This window comes from Streptomyces sp. NBC_00433 (assembly GCA_036015235.1).
GTDB lineage: Bacteria > Actinomycetota > Actinomycetes > Streptomycetales > Streptomycetaceae > Actinacidiphila.
Genome location: CP107926.1, coordinates 8,888,468 through 8,911,742 on the forward strand (window position 1 = coordinate 8,888,468; position 23,275 = coordinate 8,911,742).

Annotated in this window: 14 protein-coding genes and 2 pseudogenes; 8 read left to right on the forward strand and 8 right to left on the reverse strand. The window is 68.9% G+C overall.

Annotated features, from left to right (window positions below; all coding sequences use genetic code 11):
* The first annotated feature begins 194 nt into the window (after positions 1-194).
* Positions 195-1,583, forward strand: a complete 1,389-nt coding sequence (locus OG900_38585; GenBank protein WUH95495.1) for a hypothetical protein — start codon at positions 195-197, stop codon at positions 1,581-1,583.
* A 143-nt stretch (positions 1,584-1,726) separates the two neighbouring features.
* Here OG900_38585 and OG900_38590 read toward each other — a convergent pair whose 3' ends face one another.
* The 3 genes from OG900_38590 to OG900_38600 all read right to left on the reverse strand — a co-directional run bounded on the left by OG900_38590 (position 1,727) and on the right by OG900_38600 (position 3,200).
* Positions 1,727-2,179, reverse strand: coding sequence for a helicase associated domain-containing protein (locus OG900_38590; GenBank protein ID WUH95496.1), 453 nt, complete (start codon positions 2,177-2,179; stop codon positions 1,727-1,729).
* Positions 2,180-2,268: 89 nt separating this feature from the next.
* Positions 2,269-2,601 (reverse strand): hypothetical protein, encoded by a 333-nt coding sequence (locus OG900_38595; GenBank protein ID WUH95497.1) that lies wholly within the window; start codon positions 2,599-2,601, stop codon positions 2,269-2,271.
* A 197-nt stretch (positions 2,602-2,798) separates the two neighbouring features.
* Complete coding sequence (locus tag OG900_38600; GenBank protein ID WUH95498.1) at positions 2,799-3,200, reverse strand: helicase associated domain-containing protein; 402 nt, start codon at positions 3,198-3,200, stop codon at positions 2,799-2,801.
* Here OG900_38600 and OG900_38605 point away from each other — a divergent pair.
* A complete protein-coding gene (locus OG900_38605; protein WUH95499.1) occupies positions 3,158-3,964 on the forward strand; it encodes a transposase family protein in 807 nt (268 codons plus the stop codon). The genes OG900_38600 and OG900_38605 overlap by 43 nt on opposite strands.
* Here OG900_38605 and OG900_38610 read toward each other — a convergent pair.
* Positions 3,956-4,804: pseudogene (locus tag OG900_38610) on the reverse strand (transposase). The gene OG900_38605 and the pseudogene OG900_38610 overlap by 9 nt on opposite strands.
* Positions 4,805-5,724: 920 nt before the next feature.
* Here OG900_38610 and OG900_38615 point away from each other — a divergent pair.
* Both OG900_38615 and OG900_38620 read left to right on the forward strand, forming a co-directional pair.
* Positions 5,725-11,583 (forward strand): hypothetical protein, encoded by a 5,859-nt coding sequence (locus OG900_38615; protein ID WUH95500.1) that lies wholly within the window; start codon positions 5,725-5,727, stop codon positions 11,581-11,583.
* Between the two features lie 8 nt (positions 11,584-11,591).
* Complete coding sequence (locus OG900_38620) at positions 11,592-11,780, forward strand: hypothetical protein (protein ID WUH95501.1); 189 nt, start codon at positions 11,592-11,594, stop codon at positions 11,778-11,780.
* 271 nt (positions 11,781-12,051) lie between these two features.
* Here OG900_38620 and OG900_38625 read toward each other — a convergent pair.
* Both OG900_38625 and OG900_38630 read right to left on the reverse strand, forming a co-directional pair.
* Positions 12,052-12,888: pseudogene (locus OG900_38625) on the reverse strand (DDE-type integrase/transposase/recombinase).
* Positions 12,889-12,896: 8 nt separating this feature from the next.
* Positions 12,897-13,604, reverse strand: coding sequence for a cytidylate kinase family protein (locus tag OG900_38630; protein ID WUH95502.1), 708 nt, complete (start codon positions 13,602-13,604; stop codon positions 12,897-12,899).
* A gap of 36 nt (positions 13,605-13,640) precedes the next feature.
* On the opposite strand from OG900_38630, the gene OG900_38635 reads away from it, so the two are divergent.
* The gene (locus OG900_38635) at positions 13,641-14,282 is read left to right on the forward strand and encodes an AAA family ATPase (GenBank protein WUH95503.1); all 642 of its coding nucleotides are present in this window, start codon (positions 13,641-13,643) and stop codon (positions 14,280-14,282) included.
* Positions 14,279-15,025, forward strand: a complete 747-nt coding sequence (locus tag OG900_38640) for an HNH endonuclease (GenBank protein ID WUH95504.1) — start codon at positions 14,279-14,281, stop codon at positions 15,023-15,025. Before OG900_38635 ends, OG900_38640 begins: the two co-directional genes overlap by 4 nt.
* Before the next feature lie 41 nt (positions 15,026-15,066).
* Here the strand turns inward: OG900_38640 and OG900_38645 are convergent, their stop codons facing one another.
* Both OG900_38645 and OG900_38650 read right to left on the reverse strand, forming a co-directional pair.
* Positions 15,067-16,431 carry an McrC family protein gene (locus tag OG900_38645; GenBank protein ID WUH95505.1) on the reverse strand — a complete coding sequence of 455 codons (1,365 nt, stop codon included), beginning with the start codon at positions 16,429-16,431 and terminating at the stop codon, positions 15,067-15,069.
* Positions 16,424-18,991: an EVE domain-containing protein gene (locus OG900_38650; protein WUH95506.1), complete on the reverse strand. Its 2,568-nt coding sequence runs from the start codon at positions 18,989-18,991 to the stop codon at positions 16,424-16,426. Before OG900_38650 ends, OG900_38645 begins: the two co-directional genes overlap by 8 nt.
* 1,244 nt (positions 18,992-20,235) lie before the next feature.
* Between OG900_38650 and OG900_38655 the strand changes: the two genes are divergently transcribed.
* Together OG900_38655 and OG900_38660 are read left to right on the forward strand one after the other, a co-directional pair.
* Entirely contained in the window at positions 20,236-21,264 is a 1,029-nt protein-coding gene (locus OG900_38655; protein ID WUH95507.1) for an aldehyde reductase, read from the forward strand.
* 9 nt (positions 21,265-21,273) lie between these two features.
* Positions 21,274-22,086: a helix-turn-helix transcriptional regulator gene (locus tag OG900_38660; GenBank protein ID WUH95508.1), complete on the forward strand. Its 813-nt coding sequence runs from the start codon at positions 21,274-21,276 to the stop codon at positions 22,084-22,086.
* Positions 22,087-23,275 lie beyond the last annotated feature (1,189 nt).

Here is a 23,275-nt window from a genome sequence, read left to right on the forward strand (position 1 = left end):
GCCTCGAACGTTGGCGACGGTCGGGGTGTTCGTTGTGGTGAAGGGCCGGCAGCGGGGGGCAGGACCCGGTGGTGGCTGGAGTGCAACCTTCTGGGCACGGGGCTTGTCATGCTCATGGACGCGTCAATCGTGGTCTGGAGCAACTCTTCTGGGGGGAAGTAGATTTGATGAATAGATGTATCCCGCGCCGTGTGGTGGCGTTATCCGTAGCCGCGCTGACCGTGGCTGCCCTGGGCGTGCTGTCCGGCGGCACGCCGGCCGCCGCCGACACCACCGCACCCGTTATCACCCTGCAGCACCCCGCGACGGTCGCCGTACCGACCGCCGTGGCCACCGGCGTGGCCACGACCGCCCAGGCGTACCTGGTGTACACGACCGATTCGGGCGTGCTGACCGGCGCCACCATCACCGTCGACGCGCGGAAGCTGGCGAGGATCGCCGACGTGAGCTTCCCCGACGAATGCACGGTGAGCAACGCGATCGCCACCTGCTCGGAGTTCTTCTCCGCCGGCGGCCCGGGCGAATTGATCGCCGGCCCGCAGTTCACGATGACGGCCCATGCCGGCGTCGCGCCCGGCACCACCGCCTCGTACAAGATCACCGGGATGGCGGACTCGGCGACCTTCGTGGGCGCCACCGGCTCCGTACAGATCGGCGGGCCGGCCTTCAACCAGGTCCAGCCGCCTGAGCACACCGGGCTCGCGGTCGGCTCGACGGTGAGCGAGCCGGTGGAGTTCACCAACACCGGCGACCGGCCGGCCGCTGCCGCGCAGGCGTTGCTGATCGCCTCGCCCGGCCTGACCTTCGCCCAGCACTACGCCAACTGCCGGTACAGCTCCGTACCGGACGATCGCGAGGCCGAGAAGGCGCTGTGCACCTTCGACCAGCCGATCCTGATCGGTGAACGGGCGGCGCTGGCCACACCGGTGGACCTGAACGTCACTGCGACCGCCCTGTACACCTACCTCGACACCATCACCGCTCCGAAGGGCGACCCGCTCCTGAAATCGGAGCTGGCCGGCCGCACCTGGACGCGGGGCACGGGCACCACGCTCAAGCTCCAGGTGCTGGACCCGGGGCAGCCGAGCACTGCGCCGGTCGGCAAGGTCTCGCTCCCGTTCGCCGACCCCAACAGCGACGACCGGATGACCGCGCTCCAGGCCGACAACACAGCGGACTTCTCGGTCAGTGGTGCCACCGCGCAGGCGGCCCAGGGCGACACCGTCCCGCTCGACGTCAGCATGACCAACAACGGTCCGGCGACCTTGTTCGACCGCAGCATTTCGGACTTCGGGGTCATGGTCACCCTGCCACCGGGCACCACCGTGGTCGGCTCGTCCGCGAACTGCCACCCGGAGACCGACGACGACCCGCAGGCGGCGGCGCACGGTCCGTATGACTGCGTCGACAGCTACCTCGAACCGGCCGGGCATACAGCCGCCTTCACCGTGACCGTCCGGGTCGACCAGGTGATCGCGGGCGCGCAGGGCTCAGTGGCCGTCCTCTGGGGTGTGGACGGCGGCGGACGCCCGACGTACGACCCGGACGTGGCGGACGACAGCGCGGTGCTCGCCCTCAACTAGCGTGTCCAGAGCGGTCGTCGGCCGCGAACGAGCGAAGCCCCCGGCATGGGAATCGGGGGCTTCGCCGTATGCGGGGTGACGTCTGTCGCGGTCAACAGATCTGAGCGGTACGTAGAGGCCTGCCTTCGATCGTTCTGGCTCGCCTACCAGCGCATCCCGAGCGCGTCGAGTTCCGCCCGCCGCTCCGACGTGAGCTTGTCGGCCCGGCGCCGGCAGTTGCCGATGAACAGTCCCAGCTTCACGGTGGTCTGCCTCCCGTCCGGCTCGCTGAGCTGGACGACAGCCTTGCGGGGAACCGTCTGGAGGCTTCCCTCGCGGGCGTGGAACTCCTTGGCCGCCCCGGATATGTTCAGCGCCCATTCGTCGTTCTGTGTGCGGGCCGCTGACGGCCGCTCCGACCCCGCCGGGGACAGGGGGAGCATGTTCTCCAGCATCCAGGCCCGCGCGGGCAGCAGCTGGTCCCAGCCGAGGCGCTGCGCCTGGACCCACGCCCCGAGATCCTCGCCCTGGAGCGTGATCTGTCCGGGGTCGGTGGGCAGCTCGGTGCCGGCCTCGATGAGGCCCCGGCACAGCCGGTAGCGGCGCTGCCAGGCCACCGGCCAGGCCGGGCACCAGCTCGGTCGATGGCTTCCAAGGCATCGCGTAGATCCGAGCCAGGGTTCGTTTGCCCCCTGGTGAGGGTGGATCAGCCGTGGTGGCCGCCGCCGTCGAAGCCGCCGTGGTGGCCACCACTGTGGCTGGAGCCGCCGTGGTGGCCACCACCGTGGCTGGAGCCGTCGTGGTGGCCGGTGAGCCAGCTTGAACTGTGGCTGTGGTTGTTGTGGTGGCGGTCGTAGTGACCGGCGTCGCTGACGGGGACGGCTGTGGCGGAGTCGTCGATGGTGTTTCTGCTGCCGGAGGACGGACCGCGCCAGGGGCCGTGCCCGAGCCTTCGTGTCAGCCTTCTGGCGATGCCTGCCGCCAGGAGGATGGCGACCAATCCGACGATCCAGATGATCACAGGTGCGGTGGAAATCATTGTGCTCCCATCTCGCCGTGCTGAGTCTCAAGGATCGGGTCGGCTACGTGCGATGTCACGGGACTTGATGCACTTCAGAGCTTGGAGGGTCCCGGGAGCACTTTGGGTTCACTGGTGGAGCGTCGGAACCGGGCGAGCGCAGCCGCCACCATGGCTGGGCAGCATGGCCCCGTGCCCTGGTCCTTCGCGGCGTGCTGCTACCAGCGCATGCCCAGCTCGGCCAGCTCCTGGTGCCGCTCCGCCGTCAGTTTGTCGGCCCGTCTGCGGGCGTTGTCCACGAACATGCCGAGCTTGTGTTCGACTCCGTCCACGACCTCGACATGCTTCCTGGGCACCTGGAGGCTGCCTTCGCGGGTGTGGAACTGTCGGGCGGCCAGGATGTTCGCCGCCCATTTGTCGGCTTGTGTACGGGGCGCCTGGGACCTCTCGTCTGGCTCTTCGGGGGTGTCGTCTGTCCGTGCAGTTGCGACACGAGCATGAGCCGTTTCCAACTTGGCGGAGCGGCAGGTCAGTTGGCGTCGGCGTGGCGTTGAGGAAGTAGTGAAGCTCCTGGTAGATGGGTTGTCGACCAAGATCAACCTGTCCGCCCGGAGCTTCACGTGCTTGTCTACCCATCGGGATCGATCTGTCCAGCGCAACCCTGCGGTACCTGTCCGGTCTGCTGGCCACCCGGCGCCGCGAGCGCGGGACGCGGTGGCGCCGGCTCAGTACGGACCGGCAGGCCCTGCTGGTCCTGGCCCACATGCGCTGCGGCCACACCTACGCCCAGCTCGCCGCCGGGTTCGGCGTCGGGATCGCCACCGTCTACCGGTACATCGGCGAGGCCGTCGAAGTCCTGGCAGCCCTCGCCCCCGGCCTCACCACGGCCGTCCGGACCGCGGCCCGCAAGGCGTTCGTGATCCTGGACGGCACACTCCTGCCGATCGACCGGATCGCCGCCGACCGCCCCTTCTGCTCGGGAAAACACAAGAAGCACGGGATGAACGTGCAGGTCATCGCCGACCCTTTCGGCCGGCTGCTGTGGGCCTCGCCCGCCCTGCCCGGAGCAGTCCACGACATCAAGGCCGCCCGCACCCACGGCATCATCGACGCCTTGGCCGGCGCCGGCGTGCCCTGCTGGGCCGACAAGGGATATCAAGGGGCCGGCGGCACGGTCCGCGTCCCTTACCGGGGCCGCTGGGACACGCTCTCCGCAGGCCAGCAGGCAGTCAACGTCTCCCACGCCAGGATCCGCGCCCTGGGCGAGCAGGCGATGGCCACGCTCAAAACCTGGCGGCTGCCGCGCAAGCTCCGCTGCAGCACGACCCGCATCACCAACCTGGTCAAAGCCGTCCTCACGCTTCACCTGGCGACGTCAAGCTGAGGTTGGAAAAGGCTCAATGGCTCCATCACAGCTTGCTGGGGCAGCACGCTCATCCCGTAAGTCACACAATAGTCTGGGGCGTCCTGAAGCCAAGGAGGAGCGCTGCGGCGGCACCAGCCTCGATCTTTCGTGACGGTTCGTCGGCTTCCCTTCGGCGCGTTTGCGGTCGTAGTAGCGGCGTGGTTCGTCGCAGCTGCGGATGCTGATCAGTGCGGAGGTGTAGAAGACGCGTTGGAGGCCTCGGCTGTACCGCTTCGGTCGGCGGAGGTTGCCGCTGATCCTGCCCGAGTCACGGGGAGCTGGTGCCACCCCGCCGAATCCCGCCAGGCGGTTGGGCGTGCCGAAGGCGCTCATGTCCCCGCCGGTGGAGGCCAGGAACTCGGCGCCGAGCAACGGGCCGATACCCGGCATGCTGCTGATCACCTCGGCGTCCTTGTGGTCATGGAATCGCGCCGCGATGAGCTTGTCGGTGTCCGCGATAAGTCCGTTGAGGCGCATGACCTCCTTGACCACTGAGTGGACAAGGAGGGCGGCCGGCTTCTCTCCAGCAACGCTGGTCAGCTGCCTACCGGCGGCGTCGGTAGCCGTTGCGGCCAGCTGAGCGGAACCGCGGACCTTCCGGTTGCGCAGCCAGGTTTCCAGGCGGCGGGCACCGATGCGACGTATCGCCGCTGGCGTCTGGTAGCCCGTGAGCAGCACCAGCGGACCGGCGTTGGTCAGGTCGAAGGCTCGTTCCAGGGCCGGGAAGATGCCGGTGGGGTGCCCTCGCAGCCGGTTGATCACGCGGGTGCGGTCCTCGACCAGGTCACGGCGGTGGCGCGTGAGGACCTTGAGCTCGGTGACGAGCGGGTCGCTGGGCCGCCCAGCCGTCCGCACCGGACGCAGCCCCGTCGACGGTCGGGTCGACCAGGTGCCCGGCCGTCGACGGAGCGTCGTACCGCCGCGCCGGGGGAGGCAGCGCGCGCCCTCCGAGGCCCGTCAGGGGTATGCCGTGCGCAGCCGGGCACGGCCGGGTGTTCCTTGTCACGCCCCCTGCATGTTTGCCGAGATCAGAGGCCGTTTTGCCGGGGGGTTTTGCACAGCAGAAGGCGTCTATGGACGTGGGTCGGCCCACCGGCTCCCAGGACAGTCGATGGGGGCAACTTTGCCCTCGCTTTGCCATCGAAAACGGGGTCCCGCTGAACGCCTTACGCGGCACGTCCCGGCCGTGTGAGGATCCCCCGGCTACTGACTGCGAAGCGGCTGAGCCGCTTCTGAGGAGGCATGGTGGAAATCACGTGGGGGGGTGCCCGGCGCCGCGGCCCGGGCAATCCGAAGAGGACGTCACGATGGCTGAGACGGGTGTCGGCGCTGGCGGTACTGGCCATGGCTGTCGAGACGGCGACCGTCGCGGCCAACTCGGGGGTGGCGTTCGCCGCACCGCGAACGGTGCACGAGGGAGCGGTGACAGCGACTCCTACGCCGACGCTGGGAGCGGCGCAGGCCCAGGACGTGCCGTCGGCTCGCCTGATGGCGCGTCTGCAGCACCGGCGCATCGAGGCTCTGAGCGAGCGTACGGACGCGTCGCAGACGTTCCTGAACCCGGACGGTTCGGTGACCTACGCCGTCTCCGCGCAGCCGGTGCGGGTCAGGCGCGGCGGTGGATGGACTGACCTGGACGCCACGCTGCAGCTCGGCGCGGACGGGAAGGTCGCACCGGTGGCGACGGAGTCGGCGTTGTCGCTGTCGGGGGTGGTGGGGGTCCGCTGGCGACGATGGTCGTGGACGGCAGGAGCGTGTCGCTGTCGTGGCCGTCGAAGCTGGCGATGCCGGTGCTGTCCGGTGACACCGCGACGTACGCGAACGTGCTGGACGGAGTGGACCTGCAGGTCACCGCTTCGGTGACAGGCGGTGTGGAGGAGACGCTGGTGGTCAGGACCGCCGCTGCCGCCGCCGATCCGGCCCTGGCTGATCTCGTGCAGGGTGTGGCGACCGGCAGCGGCACCAGCGCCGCCACGGACGCCGGCGGCAACCTGACGGTCAAGGGTGCCCGCGGCCGGCTGCTGGTCACCTCCCCGGCGCCGGTGATGTGGGACTCGGCCACCAGCGCCGAGACCGCTGCCCCATCCGCCGGCGCGAACACCGCCGGCTCGGCGCCGTCCCCAGCCCGCACGCGGACGGCCGCCGGAACCCGTTCCAGCGCCCGGGGCCCGGGCTCGCGTTCCCACCAGGCACGCGTCACCGCGCGGCTGAAGGACCACACACTGCACCTGGCCGCCGACCACCGGCTGCTGACGGCGAAGTCCACGGTCTTCCCGGTCTACATCGACCCGGCGTACGTGCCGCACCCGGCGTCGGGCTCGACGCTGCACTACGACGAGGTGCAGCAGGCCTACCCCACGACCTCGAACTGGGGCGTGACGCCCAGCGGCGGCCTGGCCGTCGGCTACCAGGGCTTCTCCTCGCCCACCGGCATCGAGCGCACCTACTACAACCTCAGCATCCCCAGCTCGATCTGGGGCGCGGTCATCCAGTCCGCGAAGCTGAACACCAAAGTCAGTAGCGCCTCGGCGTCGGGAACCAACACGGACACGGTCAACGCCTTCTCCACGTGCGCCATCAGTTCGACGACGACGTGGAACAAGCAGCCGTGCAAGGACACCGCGGCAAACCCCAACTACCCCTCCCCCAGCGCGTCGACGACGTTCACCACCACCAGCAGCAGCCCCAACCTGCCGGTGACCTTCGACGTCACCTCGGGCATGCAGAAGATCGCCGACCTGCACAACACCAACTGGACGATGGGGCTGTTCAACGCCACCGAGACCAACGACCTGGACCGGGTGAAGTTCGCCAACAACCCGACGTTCTCGATCACCTACAACCACCGGCCGTCCAAGCCAACGCAGGTCGCGCCGGTCACGGGTGCCAGCGTCAACGACGCCACGCCGGCCCTGCAGGCATCGGCGACCGACGCCGACAGCGACACGGTCAAGGAGCTTTTCCAGGTCGACAAGACCGACGGCACCACCGTGGTCGCCTCGGGCTACTCCGCCTACGTCAACTCCGGTGCCACGGCGACCTGGTCGCCGACCACCGCACTGGCGGACGGCACCTACGAATGGCACGCCTCCTCCTACGACGGCCAGAACTGGTGGAGCCCGAACAGCGACTGGACCGCCTGGCGCACGCTGACCGTCGACACCAGGGCACCGGCCACCACGTCCGTGTCGTCGGGTGACTTCCCGGCGGGAACCTGGTCCGGCACCGCGGACGCCTCGGGCGACTTCGCCGGCTCCTTCACCTTCACCCCGCCGACCACCGACACCGCCTCGGTGGTGTGGACGCTCGACGGCGGCACCGCCCACACCCACACCACCACCGGCACCGCCGTCTCCGACACCCTGACGTTCCGGGCCGGCAAGCACGTGGTGAGCGCCACGACGCACGACAAGGCCGGCAACGTCTCCACGGCCACCACCTACACCTTCTACGCGGGCGCCGGAGCAGCCCTGCTCTCGCCCGCCCAGGGTGACCGTCCGGCCCGCCGGATGGAGCTGGCCGGGCAGGGGAAGTCCACCGAGACCGGCGTGACCTACCAGTACCGGATCGGTGAGACCGACACCTGGCACACCGTGCCCACCGCGGACGTCCGCGCACTTGACGGCTCCGCCGCGGGTGCCTGGCCCGTGGCCGCACCCGGTGGCGTACCGGCCGCACTGACCTGGAACGTCACCGACACCCTGGCCCAGGACGGGCCGGTGGACGTCCGTGCGGCCTTCACCGACGGCACCAGCGCCGACAACTCCCCGGCCAACACGGTCACGGTGGACCGCAACGCCGGCTCCGCCCCGTCGCTGACGGCCGGTCCGGCGTCAGTGAACGCCCTGACCGGGGACGCGGCGATCAGCGCCACCGACGCCTCCGGATTCGACCTGTCCGTCACCCGCAGTGCCACCTCGCGCCGTCCCGCCAACGGGTCCGCGCAGGAGGGGCAGGTGGCCGTCTTCGGTCCGCAGTGGACCTCCGGCACCACCGCGGAGACCACCAACTCCGACTGGTCCTACCTCCACGCCACCTCCGCCACCTCGGTGGCCCTGGTCGACGCAGGCGGGAACCCGACCGGTTTCACCGCCACCACCGGCGGCGGATGGAAGCCCGAACCCGGCTCCGAGGACCTGGCGCTGACCGGAACGCTCACCGGTACCTTCACGCTGAAGGACAGCGACGGCACGACCACCACCTTCGCCAAGGTCGATCCCGCCGCCACGGCGTGGCAGGTCAGCTCGACGTTCCTGCCCACCACCGACTCCACCACGCAGGTGGTCTCGGAGAAGGTCACCGTGGGCAGCACGGTGCTGGCACGTCCGAAGTACGTGGTGGCTCCGACCTCCGCGGTCACCCAGGCCACCTGCGCCGCCACGCCGGCGACCAAGGGATGCCGGGTCCTGCAGTACGTCTACGCCACCGCCACCACGGCCGGCGCCTCGACCTTCGGCGACTACGCCGGCCAGGTCTCCCAGATCAAGCTGTGGGCAACCGACCCGGGCGGTTCCGCGGCCACCGCGTCGACGGTGGCCCAGTACGCGTACGACACCGCCGGCAGGCTCCGCCAGGAGTGGGACCCGCGGATCAGTCCCGCGTTGAAGACGGCCTACGACTACGACAGCGCCGGCCGCATCACCACTCTCACCCCGGCCGGTGAACTGCCGTGGACGTTCGCCTACGGCAACGTGGGCAACACCGCCACCGCGAGCGACGGCATGCTGCTGTCGGCCTCCCGGGCGACCCTGACGCCGGGCAGTGCCACCCAGACCAACGGCACCGCGACCACCAGCGTGGTCTACGACGTTCCGCTGAACGGCACCGGCGCGCCCTACGCCATGGGCAGCAGCGACGTCGCCGCATGGGGGCAGGGCGACGTGCCCTCGGACGCCACCGCGGTCTTCCCCCCGGATGCCGTCCCCGCCTCGCACGACGGTGCGTCGCTGGCCGACGACGCATACCGGCGCGCCAGCGTCACCTACACCGACCCCTCGGGCCGGGAGGTCAACACCGCCGGCCCCGGCGGGCACCTCACCACTACCGAGTACGACCAGTTCGGCAACACCGTGCGCGAACTGACCGCCGCCGACAGGGAGCTGGCGCTGGCCACGGCCGGCGACGGCCTGGCCAAACAGCAGCGACTGGGCATCGACGGCCTCGCCACGGCCGACCGGGCGCGACTGCTGTCGACCCTGTCGGTCTACAACAGCATGAGCGTGGCGGCGGACGCCGGCACCGACAAGGACACCGACCCGGCCAACGCCGGCCAACGCGAGCTGGAGACGTTCGGGCCGCTGCACATGGTGACCCTCGTCTCGCCCCTGCACGCGGCCGACGGCGGCACCGACCTCCCGGCCGGATCGTTCGTGCCGGCGCGACAGCACACCGTGACCGCCTTCGACCAGGGGCGCCCGACCGACGGCACCGCCACGGTGGCCGACCAGCCGACGACCGTCGTCGTGGGCGCGGCGGTGCTGGCCGGTGACACCTACTCCGGCGACGGCGACGTGCAGACCAGTACGACCGGCTACGACTGGGTCATGGGCCTGGCCAACCGCTCGGTCACCGATCCGGCCGGACTGGACGTGGTCAGGACCACCGGCTTCGACGCGCAGGGCCGCGTCATCAGGACCGCACTGCCCAGGTCCACCGGGTCCGACGCCGGTGCGACGGTGACGACCTACTGGTCGGCCACCGGCACCGGAACGTGCAACGGCCGACCCGAATGGGCCGACCTTGTCTGCTCCGTCGGCCCGGCCGGCGCGATCACCGGCGGCGGCAGCAACCCGGCGCAACTGCCCACCAGGACCACCACCTACGACCGCTGGGGTGACACGGCCACCGTCACCGACACCGCGAACGGCATCGCCCGCACCACCACCACCACTTACGACGGCGCGGGACGCAGAACTGGAACCTCGGTGACCGGCGGCGTGGGCACCGCTGTACCGGACGTCACCTTCTCCTACGATCCGGCCACCGGCCAGCAGACCACCACCAGCACCGCGAGCCAGACGACCTCCACCGGCTACGACGCCCTGGGCCGGCAGGTGTCCTACGCCGACGGCACCGGCAACACCACCACCACCTGGTACGACACGCTGGACCGGCCGACGAGGGTCACAGACTCGGCGCCCTCGACCACCACCTACACCTACGACACCGCCATCGACCCCCGGGGGCTGGAGACCTCCCGTTCCGACTCGGTGGCCGGAACGTTCACTGCCACCTACGATGCCGACGGCGACCTGGCCGGCGAGACCCTGCCCGGGGGCTTCACCCTGGCCCTCACGCGTGACGAGAGCGGCACGCAGACGTCGCGCACGTACACACGTGACAGCGACGGGCTGATCCTGGCGACCGATGCGGTCACCCAGACCGTGCAGGGCCAGCAGGCCAGCCACACCACCGACACCGGTGCCCAGGTCTACGCCTACGACGCGGCCGACCGCCTCACCCGCGTCGACGACACCCAGCAGGGCACCACCACCCACCGGGCCTACGCCTTCGACGGCGACTCCGACAGGACCGGCCTGATCACCACCGTCGACAACCCCGACGGCACCGCGGGCACCCCGGTGTCCACCGCCTACACCTACGACAGTGCCGACCGCCTGCAGACCCAGGGTGGGAACGGCGGCATCGTCTACGACGCCTTCGGGCGTACCACGGCCCAGTCCTCGGGCGCCGTCATCGGCTACTACACCGACGACCTCGTCCGCCAGCAGACGTCCGCCGACGGCGCCAGCCGCCAGACGTGGACGCTCGACCCCGCCGAGCGTCTGGCCTCCTGGACGACCGAGACGAACACCGCCGGCACCTGGAACCAGACGGGCGCCAGGACCAACCACTACGGCGACGGCACGGACAGTCCGAGCTGGACCGCGGAGGACACCAGCGGCACCCTGACCCGCAACGTGCGGGGCATCAGCGGAGACCTCGACGCCGTCACCGCCGGCGGCGGCACGGTGCTGCAGCTCACCGATCTGCACAGCAACGTCACCGTCCAACTGCCGCTGGACACCGCGACCGCGCCCACCGCACTCGCGTACGACGAGTACGGCAACCCGCTCACGGGAGCGGCGGTCCGCTACGGCTGGCTCGGCGGCAAACTCCGCTCGGCGGAGACGGTCACCGGCGCCACGCTGATGGGGGTGCGCCTGTACGACCCGACCACCGGCCGCTTCCTGTCCACCGACCCGCTCCCCACTGTCGGTGCCAACGCGTACGACTACGCCACGCAGAATCCGGTGACCCGTTCGGATCTGACCGGCATGTACTGGTTGTTCGACTTCTACCACTGGAAGGGGCACATCGGTTTCGGTTTCACCGTCCAGCAGGCCCGTATGATGTACCAGGGCTACCTCTGGGGCGCCGCGGGCCTCATCGGCGGGCTGTGCTCCTGGGCGCTGGGCGGCATCGGGGCGGCCATCTGCCTGGGCGTCGTCGGGGTCATCGTCGGCGTCATGTCTCAGGCCGTCAGTGCCTGGGGAACCTACAGGTACCGGGAAGTGGTCTTCTCCTACGGCTGGCACTGGAGCTGGTACGGAGGACACCCGTACTTCCATCACTCCGCAACTCACACCTGGTGGTAGGCGAGAACATGGCGACGAACATCGTCAAACGCACCGCACTGCTGGTCTCTGTCGCCGTGGTCGCCTTCGTCGTGGGGTGGCTCGTCAGCGGCAGGCGGTTCCCTCCCGCGTGGGAGCTGGTGACCTGGCTGTGCATCTGCACCGTGGCGGTCGCCACCGGCCTGTGGCTGCGTGAGCGGCGCTCGACGCGGCCCTGAGCCGACAGGGCGGGCCCGTTCCCCGGTCCGAGTGGACCGGGGAACGGGCCCGCCGCGTATCAGTGGTGCGGGCCCGGCCGGGGCGAGGCGGGGAGCGGCTCGGCCGCCACGGCCGGGGCGGGCGGGCCCAGCCGGGCGAGCAGCAGGGCGACGACGGCGGCGAGTTCGGCCGCGCTGCGCGACTACGCGGACGAGATCGACGGGGTACGCGTCATCTACTTCGTCACCGCCCTGCGGAACCTGTCAAAGCGATTGAGGCAGGTAGTTCGTTCTAACGCTGCGTCGGGATCGGTGGGTCGTCCTTCGGTTTGTTGATCCAGACGGTGCCTGGGAGTTTGGGTGGTTCGAGTGGCCTGCGGACGAAGCGTTCGGGGTGGCGTTCGTAGACGGCCTGGAGGATGTCCGCGCGCATGTCGCGGAGCCGTTCGGCGAGGCCGAAGTGCACGTGGTAGGGGGTGTGGAGACCGATCCCGGAGTGCCGATGCTCCTCGTTGTACCAGTGGAAGAAGCGGGTGCACCATGCCTTGGCGTCCTCGAGGGAGCCGAAGCGCTCGGGGAAGTCGTGCCGGTATTTCAGGGTCTTGTACTGGCTCTCGCTGAAGGGGTTGTCGTTTGACGTCTTGGGCCTGGAGTGGGACTTGGTGACACCGAGGCCGGCCGGCATCTGGGCGACGTTCTGCGCGACCATCGGCGACCCGCGGTCCGAGTGGATGGTCAACCGCCCGCGGTCGAGGCGGTACTTGGCGACGGTCTCGGACAGGAAGCGTTCGGCGAGATCCTTGTTCTCACGGTCGGCGACCATCCAGCCGACGGTGTAGCGACTGAAGATGTCGATGATCGTGTAGAGGCAGTAGTAGACGCCCTTCACCGGCCCCCTCAGCTTGGTTATGTCCCACGTCCAGACGCGGCCTGGGCCCTCGGCGACGAGCTCGGGGATCTTGCGGGGCGGGTGGACGGCCTGCCGCCGGCGTTCACGGACCTCACCGTGGCGGCGCAGGAGCCGGTACATCGTCGATTCCGAACACAGGTAGACGCCCCGGTCCAGCAGGACCGCGTATATCTCGGCGGGCGCCATGTCGGCGAACTCGGGCGAGTGCAGCACGTCCAGAGCAATTGTCAAATCCTGTGTATCGGTGAGTTTGGTCGGACTTCCCAGGTCGGGCTTTGAAGTTGATCGTTGTGCACGATGATGTCTGCGTGGTCGGTCGGACGGGCTGTGGCGAAGTAGAGCTGCTGGGCAGGGATATAGCGGTTGCGCCAGGACCTTTCGATCTCGGCTGTGTCGGCGATGGATGATCCGGCCAGCGCTGCATCTCGGTCTTTGGCGCGATCTATCGTCTGCTCGAATGGGACGGACACGAAGATGCTCAGGTCCCACCGGTCGATGAGTTCTGGGCGCAGGAGGAAGACGCCGTCGAAGAGCAGTACGGCGTCTTCGGGGGCGGTCGTGGCCGGCGGGGACGAAGGGGTGTCGGTGTCGGCGTCGTAGACCGTGTGCTGGAACCTTCGGTTTCCGCCCGGGCCGAGCGGATCGAGCAGGACTCGGCACAGCGCGGCGTGGTCGTGGGCGTCGAAGTAGCAGCCTTCGGCGGAGTACTGGCCGCGCCGGTAGCGCTGTGCACGGGGGAAGAGGAAGTCGTCGATGGTCGCGCGGATGACGTCGTGGTCCTGCGCGCGCAGGACGACAGCGAGCTCGTCGGCCAGCGTGGTCTTGCCGGAGGCGGGCGGCCCGTCGATGGCGACCCGGAGCGGGTGCGCGGTCGTGATGGACGTGATCACCTCGGTCAGTCTGCGGATGAGTTCCCCGCGGGTGCCTTGGTCCACTGCTGCCTCTCTTACGGTGTCTCGGTTTAGCACCCCATGTCAGGCTGCGGTCGCTGGCTCGCGTTCGACCAGGATGCCGCGTTCGAAGCGGGCGCCGGCTCGGACGAGGGCGACGAGGTGGGGTGCGGTGATCGCGCGCCAGCGGGCCTGGGCGGACTCGGCGAGCTCGTCCTGGACACCGCTGACGGCGTCCCCAAGGTCCCCAGCCCGGGGATCGTCATCATCGACGAGATCGACGCACACCTGCACGTCTCGTGGCAGAAGCGAATCGGCGGCTGGCTCAAGACGCACTTCCCGAACATCCAGTTCATCGTCACCACTCACAGCCCCTACATCTGCCAGGCGGCCGACCCGGGCGGCCTGATCAGGCTCCCAGGCCCCGACGAGGACAGCCCAGTGGAGACGGTGCCCCAGCATCTGTACGACCGGGTCATCTTCGGAAGCGGAGACGACGCCGTACTCTCCGACCTCTTCGGGCTCGACACCCCCTACTCGGAACAGGCAGAGCAGAAGAGGGAAGAGCTCGTAGCCCTGGAACTGGACGTTGTACGCGGCAACGCCACAGAGCAAGAGAAAGCCCACTACCGTGACCTCAAACGCAAGCTGACCAGCTCCCCGGCAACCCGTGTCGACGAGATCGCAGCCCGGCTCCACTCCCGCACCCGGCGGGAACCATGATCCGCATCACCCGGGTGCCGCTCCCGCAGACGGCCCTGACGAAAATGGTCGGATACACAAGCGACATAGGACAGGCATCCGTTCCCCGGCAGCGGGCACGGGAGTTATGGAAGCACACCACCGTCCGGAAGCACATACACCCGGTGCTGAAAAGCACCCTCGCGGAGATGGCGCCCGGGCTGGAACGCTGCATGTACTGCGGGGACAGCCAGGGCACAGACATCGATCATTTTGAGCCCCTCCGGGTCAACCCGCTCAGGACCTTCGACTGGAACAACCACCTGCTGGCGTGCTCCCTGTGCAACAGCCACCTGAAGCGTGACCAATTCCCGACTGCCGACGACGGAACGCCCTTACTGATAGACCCCAGTCGCGAGGATCCTGCCGCGCACCTACACCTCTCACTTGCTGCAGGTGTATATCTGGACCTCTCGGACAGAGGCAAGGAAACGATCACCATATTCGGTCTCAACCGGAGGATTCTTGTTGAGGGGCGCCTCCGTGCCTACCGACTCACTCCGCTTTTACTGGAGCGTTGGCGCGATGCCTTCGAGCTCGGCGATGTGGAGCGTGCGACGCGTTGGGCGGGCGACATCTGGGAACAGCCGACCGCCGATGTCGTCCACGCCATGTTCCACCACGCAGTCACACCAGGAGCCGAAGACGTCTTCGCGGACGAGCCCGAGACTCTTGCCTTACTGCGCGACCCGGTAGTCCGTACGGCCCTGCTCCCCACTGGCTGAGCTTGCCACAGCGCCTTCACGGCCCGGGCTGGTACCAACGTTCACTGTCGAGCAGAACGGGGAGAAGACACGGTCTCTCCCTCGGCTGCACGCCGGTGCGCCGGCTCTGGAGGGAGCGTCCTGGCCGTTGCCGGGATGCGGCCGGTGCTGTGGAGGGCAGCGGCGAGGACAGGGGCCAAGGCATGCGCCGCGTCCTGCGGTGACAGCCGTACGTCGATCCCTGCTACGTGCAGTTCGGCGAGCTGTCCGCGCGGTGCTTTTACGCGAAGACGGCGGTGGATGGCACCAGATGGGGAGGGGTGCACGACCACGGCTGCGCCGGCCCCCTCGGGGGAGTATCCGGCGGTGTAGGTGAGCATCTGGTGGATGTCACCGGCTGAGATGGACCTGTTGTCGTAGCGCTTGTACTTGGCATCCACGGCCAGGAACGTCGGCGGCGTGTTCGCGAAGCACAGCAGGACGTCGGGGCGGAAGGGGGAGTGGGATGAGCGGTCACCGGACACCTTGATCGCCGAGCCGCCGGAGGACGGCACCGGGCGCCCGTGCATCCCGACGGCTACCTCGGCTGCCATCCGTCTCACGACCGCCTCCCACAGAACCTCCATACGCAGTAGCAGGGAATCGGCGGTGTGCCCGGCATCGACCAGTAGGTCGTCGATGCCGCCTCCGTCGAGGAGCAGCCGGGCCCAGGCGTGAGCCGGGCGGTACCGTGCGTTGAGTCGCGTGTACCTGGCTCTCGCAAGCATCTGCACAGCCGCGGCGGGGGTAGTGGGCTGAGGGAAGAGAGCGGCAGTGTCGGCTGCCGCCCGCGCCGGCTCCCGGCGGTCGGCGAGTCGCGCTGCACGGTACAGGGCGGCGCCGCATACTTCGTTCTCCCAGATGGCGGCGTCCCGTTCGAAGGCGCGGAGGTGGAGCCGGTCGAGCTGGCCGTACCGACGGGAGACCTGGGCGGCGAGGTCCAGACGTCCCCGCAGCACCGACTCGACCAGATCGCGGCGGACGTAGTCTCGGCGCAGGCCGCCGAGGAGGAGCGCGCGGCACTCCGCGACGAGGGCAGAGATGACCAGGTCCGTGAACCCGGCGCGGTCGGTCTGCCATCCGCGGGGAGTCGCCGCGTGCCGGACCGGCAGATGGAGGGCATAGCACAGCCAGCTGACCAGCCGGCTGCCGTCCACCGCGGTCTTGGGCTCGATGACCAGCCGGATGCGGTCGAGTACCAGCACACCCACCGTCGACAGTGCCTCGATGCGCCAGCCGTACCGTGTCTCGGAGACCCTCAGGCACCGCTGCTCGGTGAGCGACCGCAGGCGGCTCAGATCCGCGTCTGTCAGCTGTTCCCCCCGCACTTCACGGTACTCGTACTCTCCCAGGCGGACCTCCTGAAGTCGGCCGCGAGGATCACCCATCGAGCGCCTCGTCGACGCCTGCGGCGGTGAACTCTGCGGCGAGCGCGGCGGCCAGCTCGTCCGCGGGTATCAGCGCGAGGCGTCCGGTCTGCGGATCGACCAGCCCGCCGAGCAGGTCCCGAAGCAGGTCAGCGCTGCCGAGGGTGTAGTCCTCCAGCAGTGGGACGATGTCGTCGTGGAAGGCGGCGGCGAGGTGCGTGTCGCTGATGAGCGGCTCGCCGTCGCGCAGAAAGAAGGCGTGGCCGAGCTGGTGGTCGGCGTCCAGGAACCGGACGATCCTGGAGTTGAGATCTTCGAAGAACGCGGCCAGGTCCAGCGGCCCCACTGATCCGGAGACCACGTCCGCGTCAGGACCCACTTCGATGAAGGCGAACCGGCGCCGGATCGCTGCGTCCAGGTGGCCGACGCTGCGGTCTGCCGTGTTCATCGTCCCGATGAGGCGCACATTCGGCGGCACGGAGAACGATCGGCCGCTGACGGGCAGGACCACTGGCATGTCGCGCTTGTCGGGCTCGAGGAGGGTGACCAGCTCGCCGAAGATGCGCGGCAGGTCACCACGGTTGATCTCGTCGATGATCAGCAGAAAGATGCGGTCGGGTTCCTCGGCCGCGGTGGTGCAGAGGTCGAAGAAGACACCGTCAGTGAGCCGTAGCGACAGCCCGCTGCCCGCACCGGCCGGAGCGGGCTTGAAACCCTCCACGAAGTCCTCGTAGCCGTAGGAGGGGTGGAAGGTCACGAGGCTGACCGTAGGCCGGGCCGATCCGGCGCCGTCCTCCCCCTCGTCCTGGTCGAGGATCCGCTCGGCCTCGCGCGGCGTCAGCCGGAACGCGGTGCCCTGCATGCGGTGCACCTTCGGCTCGCTGAGGCTCAGGATCGGATCGGTGTTGAACTCCTCCCAGGTAGGGCCGTCAAGCCGACGGACCCACTCCACGCTCACGCACTCGTCCTCGTTGGACAGGTCGATGCCGGTGATGCGTCCCAGGGCGACGGCCTTCTTCGTGGGTTTGCTTTCGTATCCGACCACCAGGTCGCCGGGCTGCATCTGCTCGTAGTTGCGGGTAAGCCGGCCCTTCCAGAGGGTGGCACTGCCTTCCTTCTCCAGGTCGTCCCAGCGCCAGTTGCTCTTGTTCCGGCTTGTGACGAACAGCCATACCGCGGGCCGCTCCGCCGATCGGACGGTCGGCGACATCATCGCCTTCACGGCATCTTGGCGCTCCGGTACGGGCGCGTCGATCCGGTCCGCCATACCGGTTATGGCCATGGCAGCGCTCAGCGCGAGCCGGGTCTTCCCGGTGCCGGGCGGCCCGTAGAGGATGACCTGCCCCTTGCGTTCCAGCGCGTCGACGACCCGGGTGACCTGGGAAGTAAGCGCCACGTCCGGGGCCTCGCCGGAATCCGGGCGGCCGGATTCTTCCCCGGACGAGGAACCAGCCGGTGCCGAATCCGCCTGCCGCTGTGCCTGCACCTGCTTCCACAGCTTCTGACTGACCGGGCCGAACGTCTGCCGCCATCCGTTCTGCGGCGATTCAAGGACCTGCGCGTACGAGGTGTCCCACGAGACACCGACCAGATGCGGTGCTTCGGGCGACAGCGCATCGTCGTAGGCGTAGCCGGTGTCCGTCACCGTCCCCACGGCCAGCACCTCAGACAGGCCACGGTTCGCGACGATGCGGTCGCCCGGCTTGAGATCGCGGTACGCCAGCAGCCGGCGGGCAAGGGCCAGATGCCCACCTGCCTTCTTCGGCCAGTGCTCGGTGAGCGCTTCTCGCAGCTCGGTGTCGCTGCCGTACTCGGCGAGGTTGCCCACTTCCCCCCAGGCCACGCAGATGTGGCCGTCGCGCAGGCATGCCTCCCAGTACGCGGCATGCTGCCCGGGGGCGACCTTCAGGAGCCTCGGGGACTGCGGCCGCGGGTCGAACGCCTTGTACAGCAGACGAACGACCTCATGCGGGCTCAAGTTCTCCAACTCAGGACGGGCCAGCACCAGCTCGCGCAGCCGCCGGTTCAACCGCCAGGCCGGGGCACCGGAGACAGACCCGCCGAGGAGACCGATGAAGTGCCGCAAGTGATCGCTGGAGTAGACCGGCAGGAACTCGTCCGGGAAGTACGTGGCGAGGGACTTCGTCACCAGCGCAGGGCCGTAGGCGAGTACCTCCAGGTCGTCCACCCGGTCGAAGGCACCCGCTCCTGCCGTCTCGAACGCCGCTACGAACTCTTTGCGCAGTCGCTGCCACGCTTCCTCGGGGTTCATTCCCTTCAGCGGCGCGGACAGCCTCCACTCTCCGCTGCGGTGGCGGAACATGATGTGCTTGCCGGCGGCGCCGCCCCTGATACTGCCGAGGGCATCGGTATGGAACTCCATCCGGGTACAGAAGGGCGGACCCCACTTCTGCCGCTCGGCGAACCCCAACGCATACCGCTCGAGCGGCAACTCAGGCCAACCTTCCAGAGGAAACTCACGAAGTATCTGCTGCCTCTGCTCCTCGGCCTTCGCCAACTCCTTGGCGTACGAGGCACGGTTGAACGCAGCCACAGCGGCTGCCAGAGCGTCCTGTTCCATGCTGTCACTATGGCGCACTACGGCGCCGTGTACCGGAGATCGTCAGCCAAGGGCTGGGGATCCTGTTGCCTGAGCCCCCTATGCGGTGGAACAGCAGCGTTACGGTACGCGCACGGGTTATGGATTGTACGCGCCCAATGATCATGGTCGCTCTGAAGGGCTGTGGGCTGAGCTGATCATGTAGTTGGTTCGGTTGCCTTTGCTGTGGGGTGGGCTGAGGATCGGCGTTGGCGTGTGGGTGCAGTGGTATCTGATCTGCGTGTTTTGGGTTCTGATCAGATTCATTGACTGGACGCTCATGATCATCGGGTGGCTGGAAGCGTGGACCGACCCGTCTGCTCGCGGGGGTGGACTGTCATGGTCAGCGGGGTCTGCCTGTGGCTAGGGCAGGAGTCGGTAGATGGCTCCGGCTCCGAAGTCGGCGACGTAGGTTTCGCCAGCGGCGGTGGTGGCGAGTTGGCCAGGGTTGGTAAAGGTGTGCTGGTGTCGGCGAGCGGGATGCTCCAGAGCCTGTTGTAATCCTCTCCGGTCGCACGCCCTGGTGACGATGCACAGAGAACGTGAACTGAATCTGGGTTGGTGGCTATCGCGACTGGTGTTCCCTGGACGCGGGTGAGTTCTGTTGCTGTGCCGTCCATTTCCACTCGGTGCAGTGCGCCGTCGTGCACGGCGATGAGCAGGGCTTCGTTGTCCCATGCGAAGGCCATGGGTACGCCTTCTGCCTCTGGATCTACGATTTCGCTGCTTTGGTAGTCGTTGCTGTGGTGCAGCACCAGAATGCGGCGGTCCCCGAGGAGACGGACGGCGAGTTCTCCGTCGTCTCGTGCGGCGATCGTGTCCGTCCCTCGGTCGTGGGCGGAGATCAGGGGCACTGCGGTGACCATCCGGTATGCCCCGTCGCTCGTGTCCACTCGCCAGATGTGGCGGCCGCGTGTACTGACGACGAGGCCCTTGGGGGTGCAGGCGATACCGCTGACCGGTGGGAGGCCCAGGGCTCAGTCGTTCTCGCGGTGGGCCCGATACAGCGGATATGGTCCTGATGCCCCAGCTTCGCCGTGTTGGTGATTCGTGATGGAACGACAGGCAGATGTGGCTCGCAGTGCTACTTGGCCAGCCGCAGTGCTACTTGGCCACATGACTGACTGGTTGGGGGCACTCACGACATGGCCGTCGTGCCTGTCCCTGCGGGTACCAGTAACAGCAGGATCTGGAACCGGGCGGTCGTGCACGGTGATCCTGTCGTCATGGCACACGTACTCGTTACTGGTGGGACCGGCTTCCTGGGCTCCCACACGATCGCGCGGCTCTTGGCGTCGGGGCACAAGGTCACGACCACGCTGCGCTCACTGAAGCGGCAACCTGACGTCGAAAAGATGCTCTCCGTGGCTGAGGCGCCGGGGCGGGAGGGAGTCTCCTACGTCGAGGCGGACCTGGCCTCCGACGCGGGCTGGGACAGGGCCGCAGCGGGGGCTGACTATGTTCTGCACATCGCTTCGCCGTTCCCCGCCTCCCGTCCGAAGGACGAGAACGAATTGATTGTCCCGGCGCGCGACGGTGCGCTGCGGGTGCTGCGGGCCGCGCGGGACGCCGACGTCAGGCGGGTGGTCCTGACGTCCTCGTTCGCCGCGGTCGGCTACGGCCACGGCCCGACGGACCGGGTCTTCTCGGAAGCCGACTGGACGAGCCTGGACGGGCCCGGCGTGACCCCGTACGTCAAGTCGAAGACTGTCGCCGAGCGCGCGGCGTGGGATTTCATCGCCGCCGAGGGCAACGGTCTGGAACTCACCACGATCAACCCGGTCGGGATCTTCGGTCCGGTACTCGGTTCCGACTACTCCAGCTCGATCCGCATCATCCACGCGATGCTCACCGGTGCCATGCGTGCCGCGCCGCCGATCTGGACCAATACCGTCGACGTCCGGGACGTCGCCGACCTGCACATCAAGGCGATGACCTCGCCGGCTGCCGCCGGGCAGCGGTACCTGGCACTGGCAGGCGAGCCGATCTCCTTCGAGCAGATCGCGCTCGTCCTTCGCTCCCAGCTGGGCGAAGCGGCTGCGAAGGCCCCCACCCGGTCGGCCCCCGCCTGGCTGCTGCGGCTGCTGTCCACGGTCAGCCCGCAGCTGCGCGAGACGGTGCCGCAGCTGGGCGTGGTCCGCCGGGCCAGCAACGCCAAGGCCCGTGAGCAGCTGGGCGGGGCACCGCGCTCGAACGAGGAGAGTGTTGTCGCGAGTGCACGCAGTCTGGTGCGGCTCGGCCTGCTCGCCGACTAACGTCGAAGGATGCACGACATGGCGGACACCCTCGGCCACTTCCTGCGGGCCCGGCGGGAACAGCTCAGCCCCCAGGAGGCCGGCCTGGCCGCCGGAGAGCGCCGCCGTGTCCCGGGGCTGCGCCGGGAGGAGGTTGCCCACCTCGCCGGCATCAGCCCCGAGTACTACCTGCGCCTGGAGCAGGGCCGCAACCAGCACCCCTCCGACCAGATCCTCGAAAGCCTGGCCGCGGCGCTGCAACTCGACGACGACGCCGTCGCCTACCTGCACCGCCTCGCCCACCCCACGCCCCCGGCCCGGCGACGCCGTCCCCGCTCCCAGACGGGCCAAGCCGACCTCCAGCCCCTGCTCGACGGCTGGCCCCTCACACCCGCCTACGCCCAGGCGACATCCGGCCGCGTCGTCGCCGCCAACCGCCTGGCTGTGGCCTTGTGCCCGTTCTTCGCCGTGGGGAGCAACCCCCTGCGAGCCGTGTTCCTCGAGCCCGAGATGCGCAGCCTCTACCCCCAGTGGGACGACGTGACCGCCAAAGCCGTCTCCGGACTGCGCGCGACCCTCAGCATCGACGACGCCGATCCCGAACTCCTGGAGACCATCGGCGAGCTGACGGTCGCCAGCGAACGCTTCCGCACGCTGTGGGCCAGACGGGAGGTCCGCCGCCGCGCCGCCGGGTACACGCGGTTCAACCATCCCTTGGTCGGGCAGCTGGAACTGCGCTACGAGAAGCTCCTCAGGCCAGAGGCACAGCAACTCCTCGTCGTCTACCACGCCGACCAGGGCTCACCCAGCGCCGAGCGCCTGCAACTGCTCACCAGCCTCTGACCCCGGGCACTGACAGCACGCCTCGCCCGGACTCGGCACCGAAGCCGAGACCGCGGTGGTCAACTGCCGCTGAAGGTCACAGCAGACGCGCAGGCACGGATCCCGGTGAACATGGAGTGTCGAATTCACTGATCACCACAACGGAAGACCGTTGCCTGCCGCGTCATCATCGCCCATCCCCGCCGGGCTGGGCCAACTCGCCGGTTCCGATCCGGCCCGTCCCGATGACCTGCCCGGCCTGCTGGACCGGCTGCGTCGCCTGCCCGACCCGCGCCGCCTGAGGGGCCGACGCCACCCGCTGTCGTACGTCCTGGCCCTGGCCGCCTGCGCGGTCCTGGCCGGAGCGAGTCCCTCAGCGCCATCGCAGAGTGGGCCGCTGACGCCCCTGACCAGCTCCTTCTCCACTGCGGGGCCGCGCTGCGCGATCCGGACCGGCCCTACCGGGCCCCCAGTGAGACGACCGTGCGCCGGGTACTGCAACGCGTCGACGGCGACGCCCTCGACGCAGCGATCGGCGGCTGACTCACCGCCCGTGCGGACGCCTCCCGCGCCGCCGACGAGGACAAATACCCGCCGTCTGGCCCGGTGCGGACAGCGGTCGCGGTGGACGGCAAGTCCCTGCGCGGCGCGACCCGCGCCGACGGCCGCCGTGTCCATCTGCTGCCCGCCTGCGCGCTTGCGCAGCGACTCCAGCGCATCCCCCGACTACGCGGATACCATTCGCGTTCATGCGTGCACGCCAAGCCACTGACACCTGAGGCGCCGTGAGGCGCAGCCGGGCATTGACGACCCACCGCTGCCTAACCGCCAGCGAGATGCGGGCCACCCAGCGAGCAACTGCCCAGGATGGCCTTCGCGGACGTGGAGCTGCTCCGCGCCCCGGAAGCGCGGCAGAGCAGCGCGGACCTCTTCGCTGCCGAAGACGCAAGGTCAGTCTGGCGGCCCGGAGCCTCGGTGCGCAGCCCGAATGGAGTGGCAGCGGGCGGGGTGCTGTCGACCCGGCATACGGTTGCTCCTTTGCGCCGTACGACTGGTGGGCGCGCCGGGTTTGTTGGGGCCCCGCGGGTCGCTTCGCTGCTGCCTTGGTGGCGTCGGAGAATGCGGGGCCGGAGCGGCATACCCGGCAACTGGGGCGAGCGAGGACAGGCCATGGCAAGCGCGAGCGGACGAGAAGGACAGCCCGTTCACG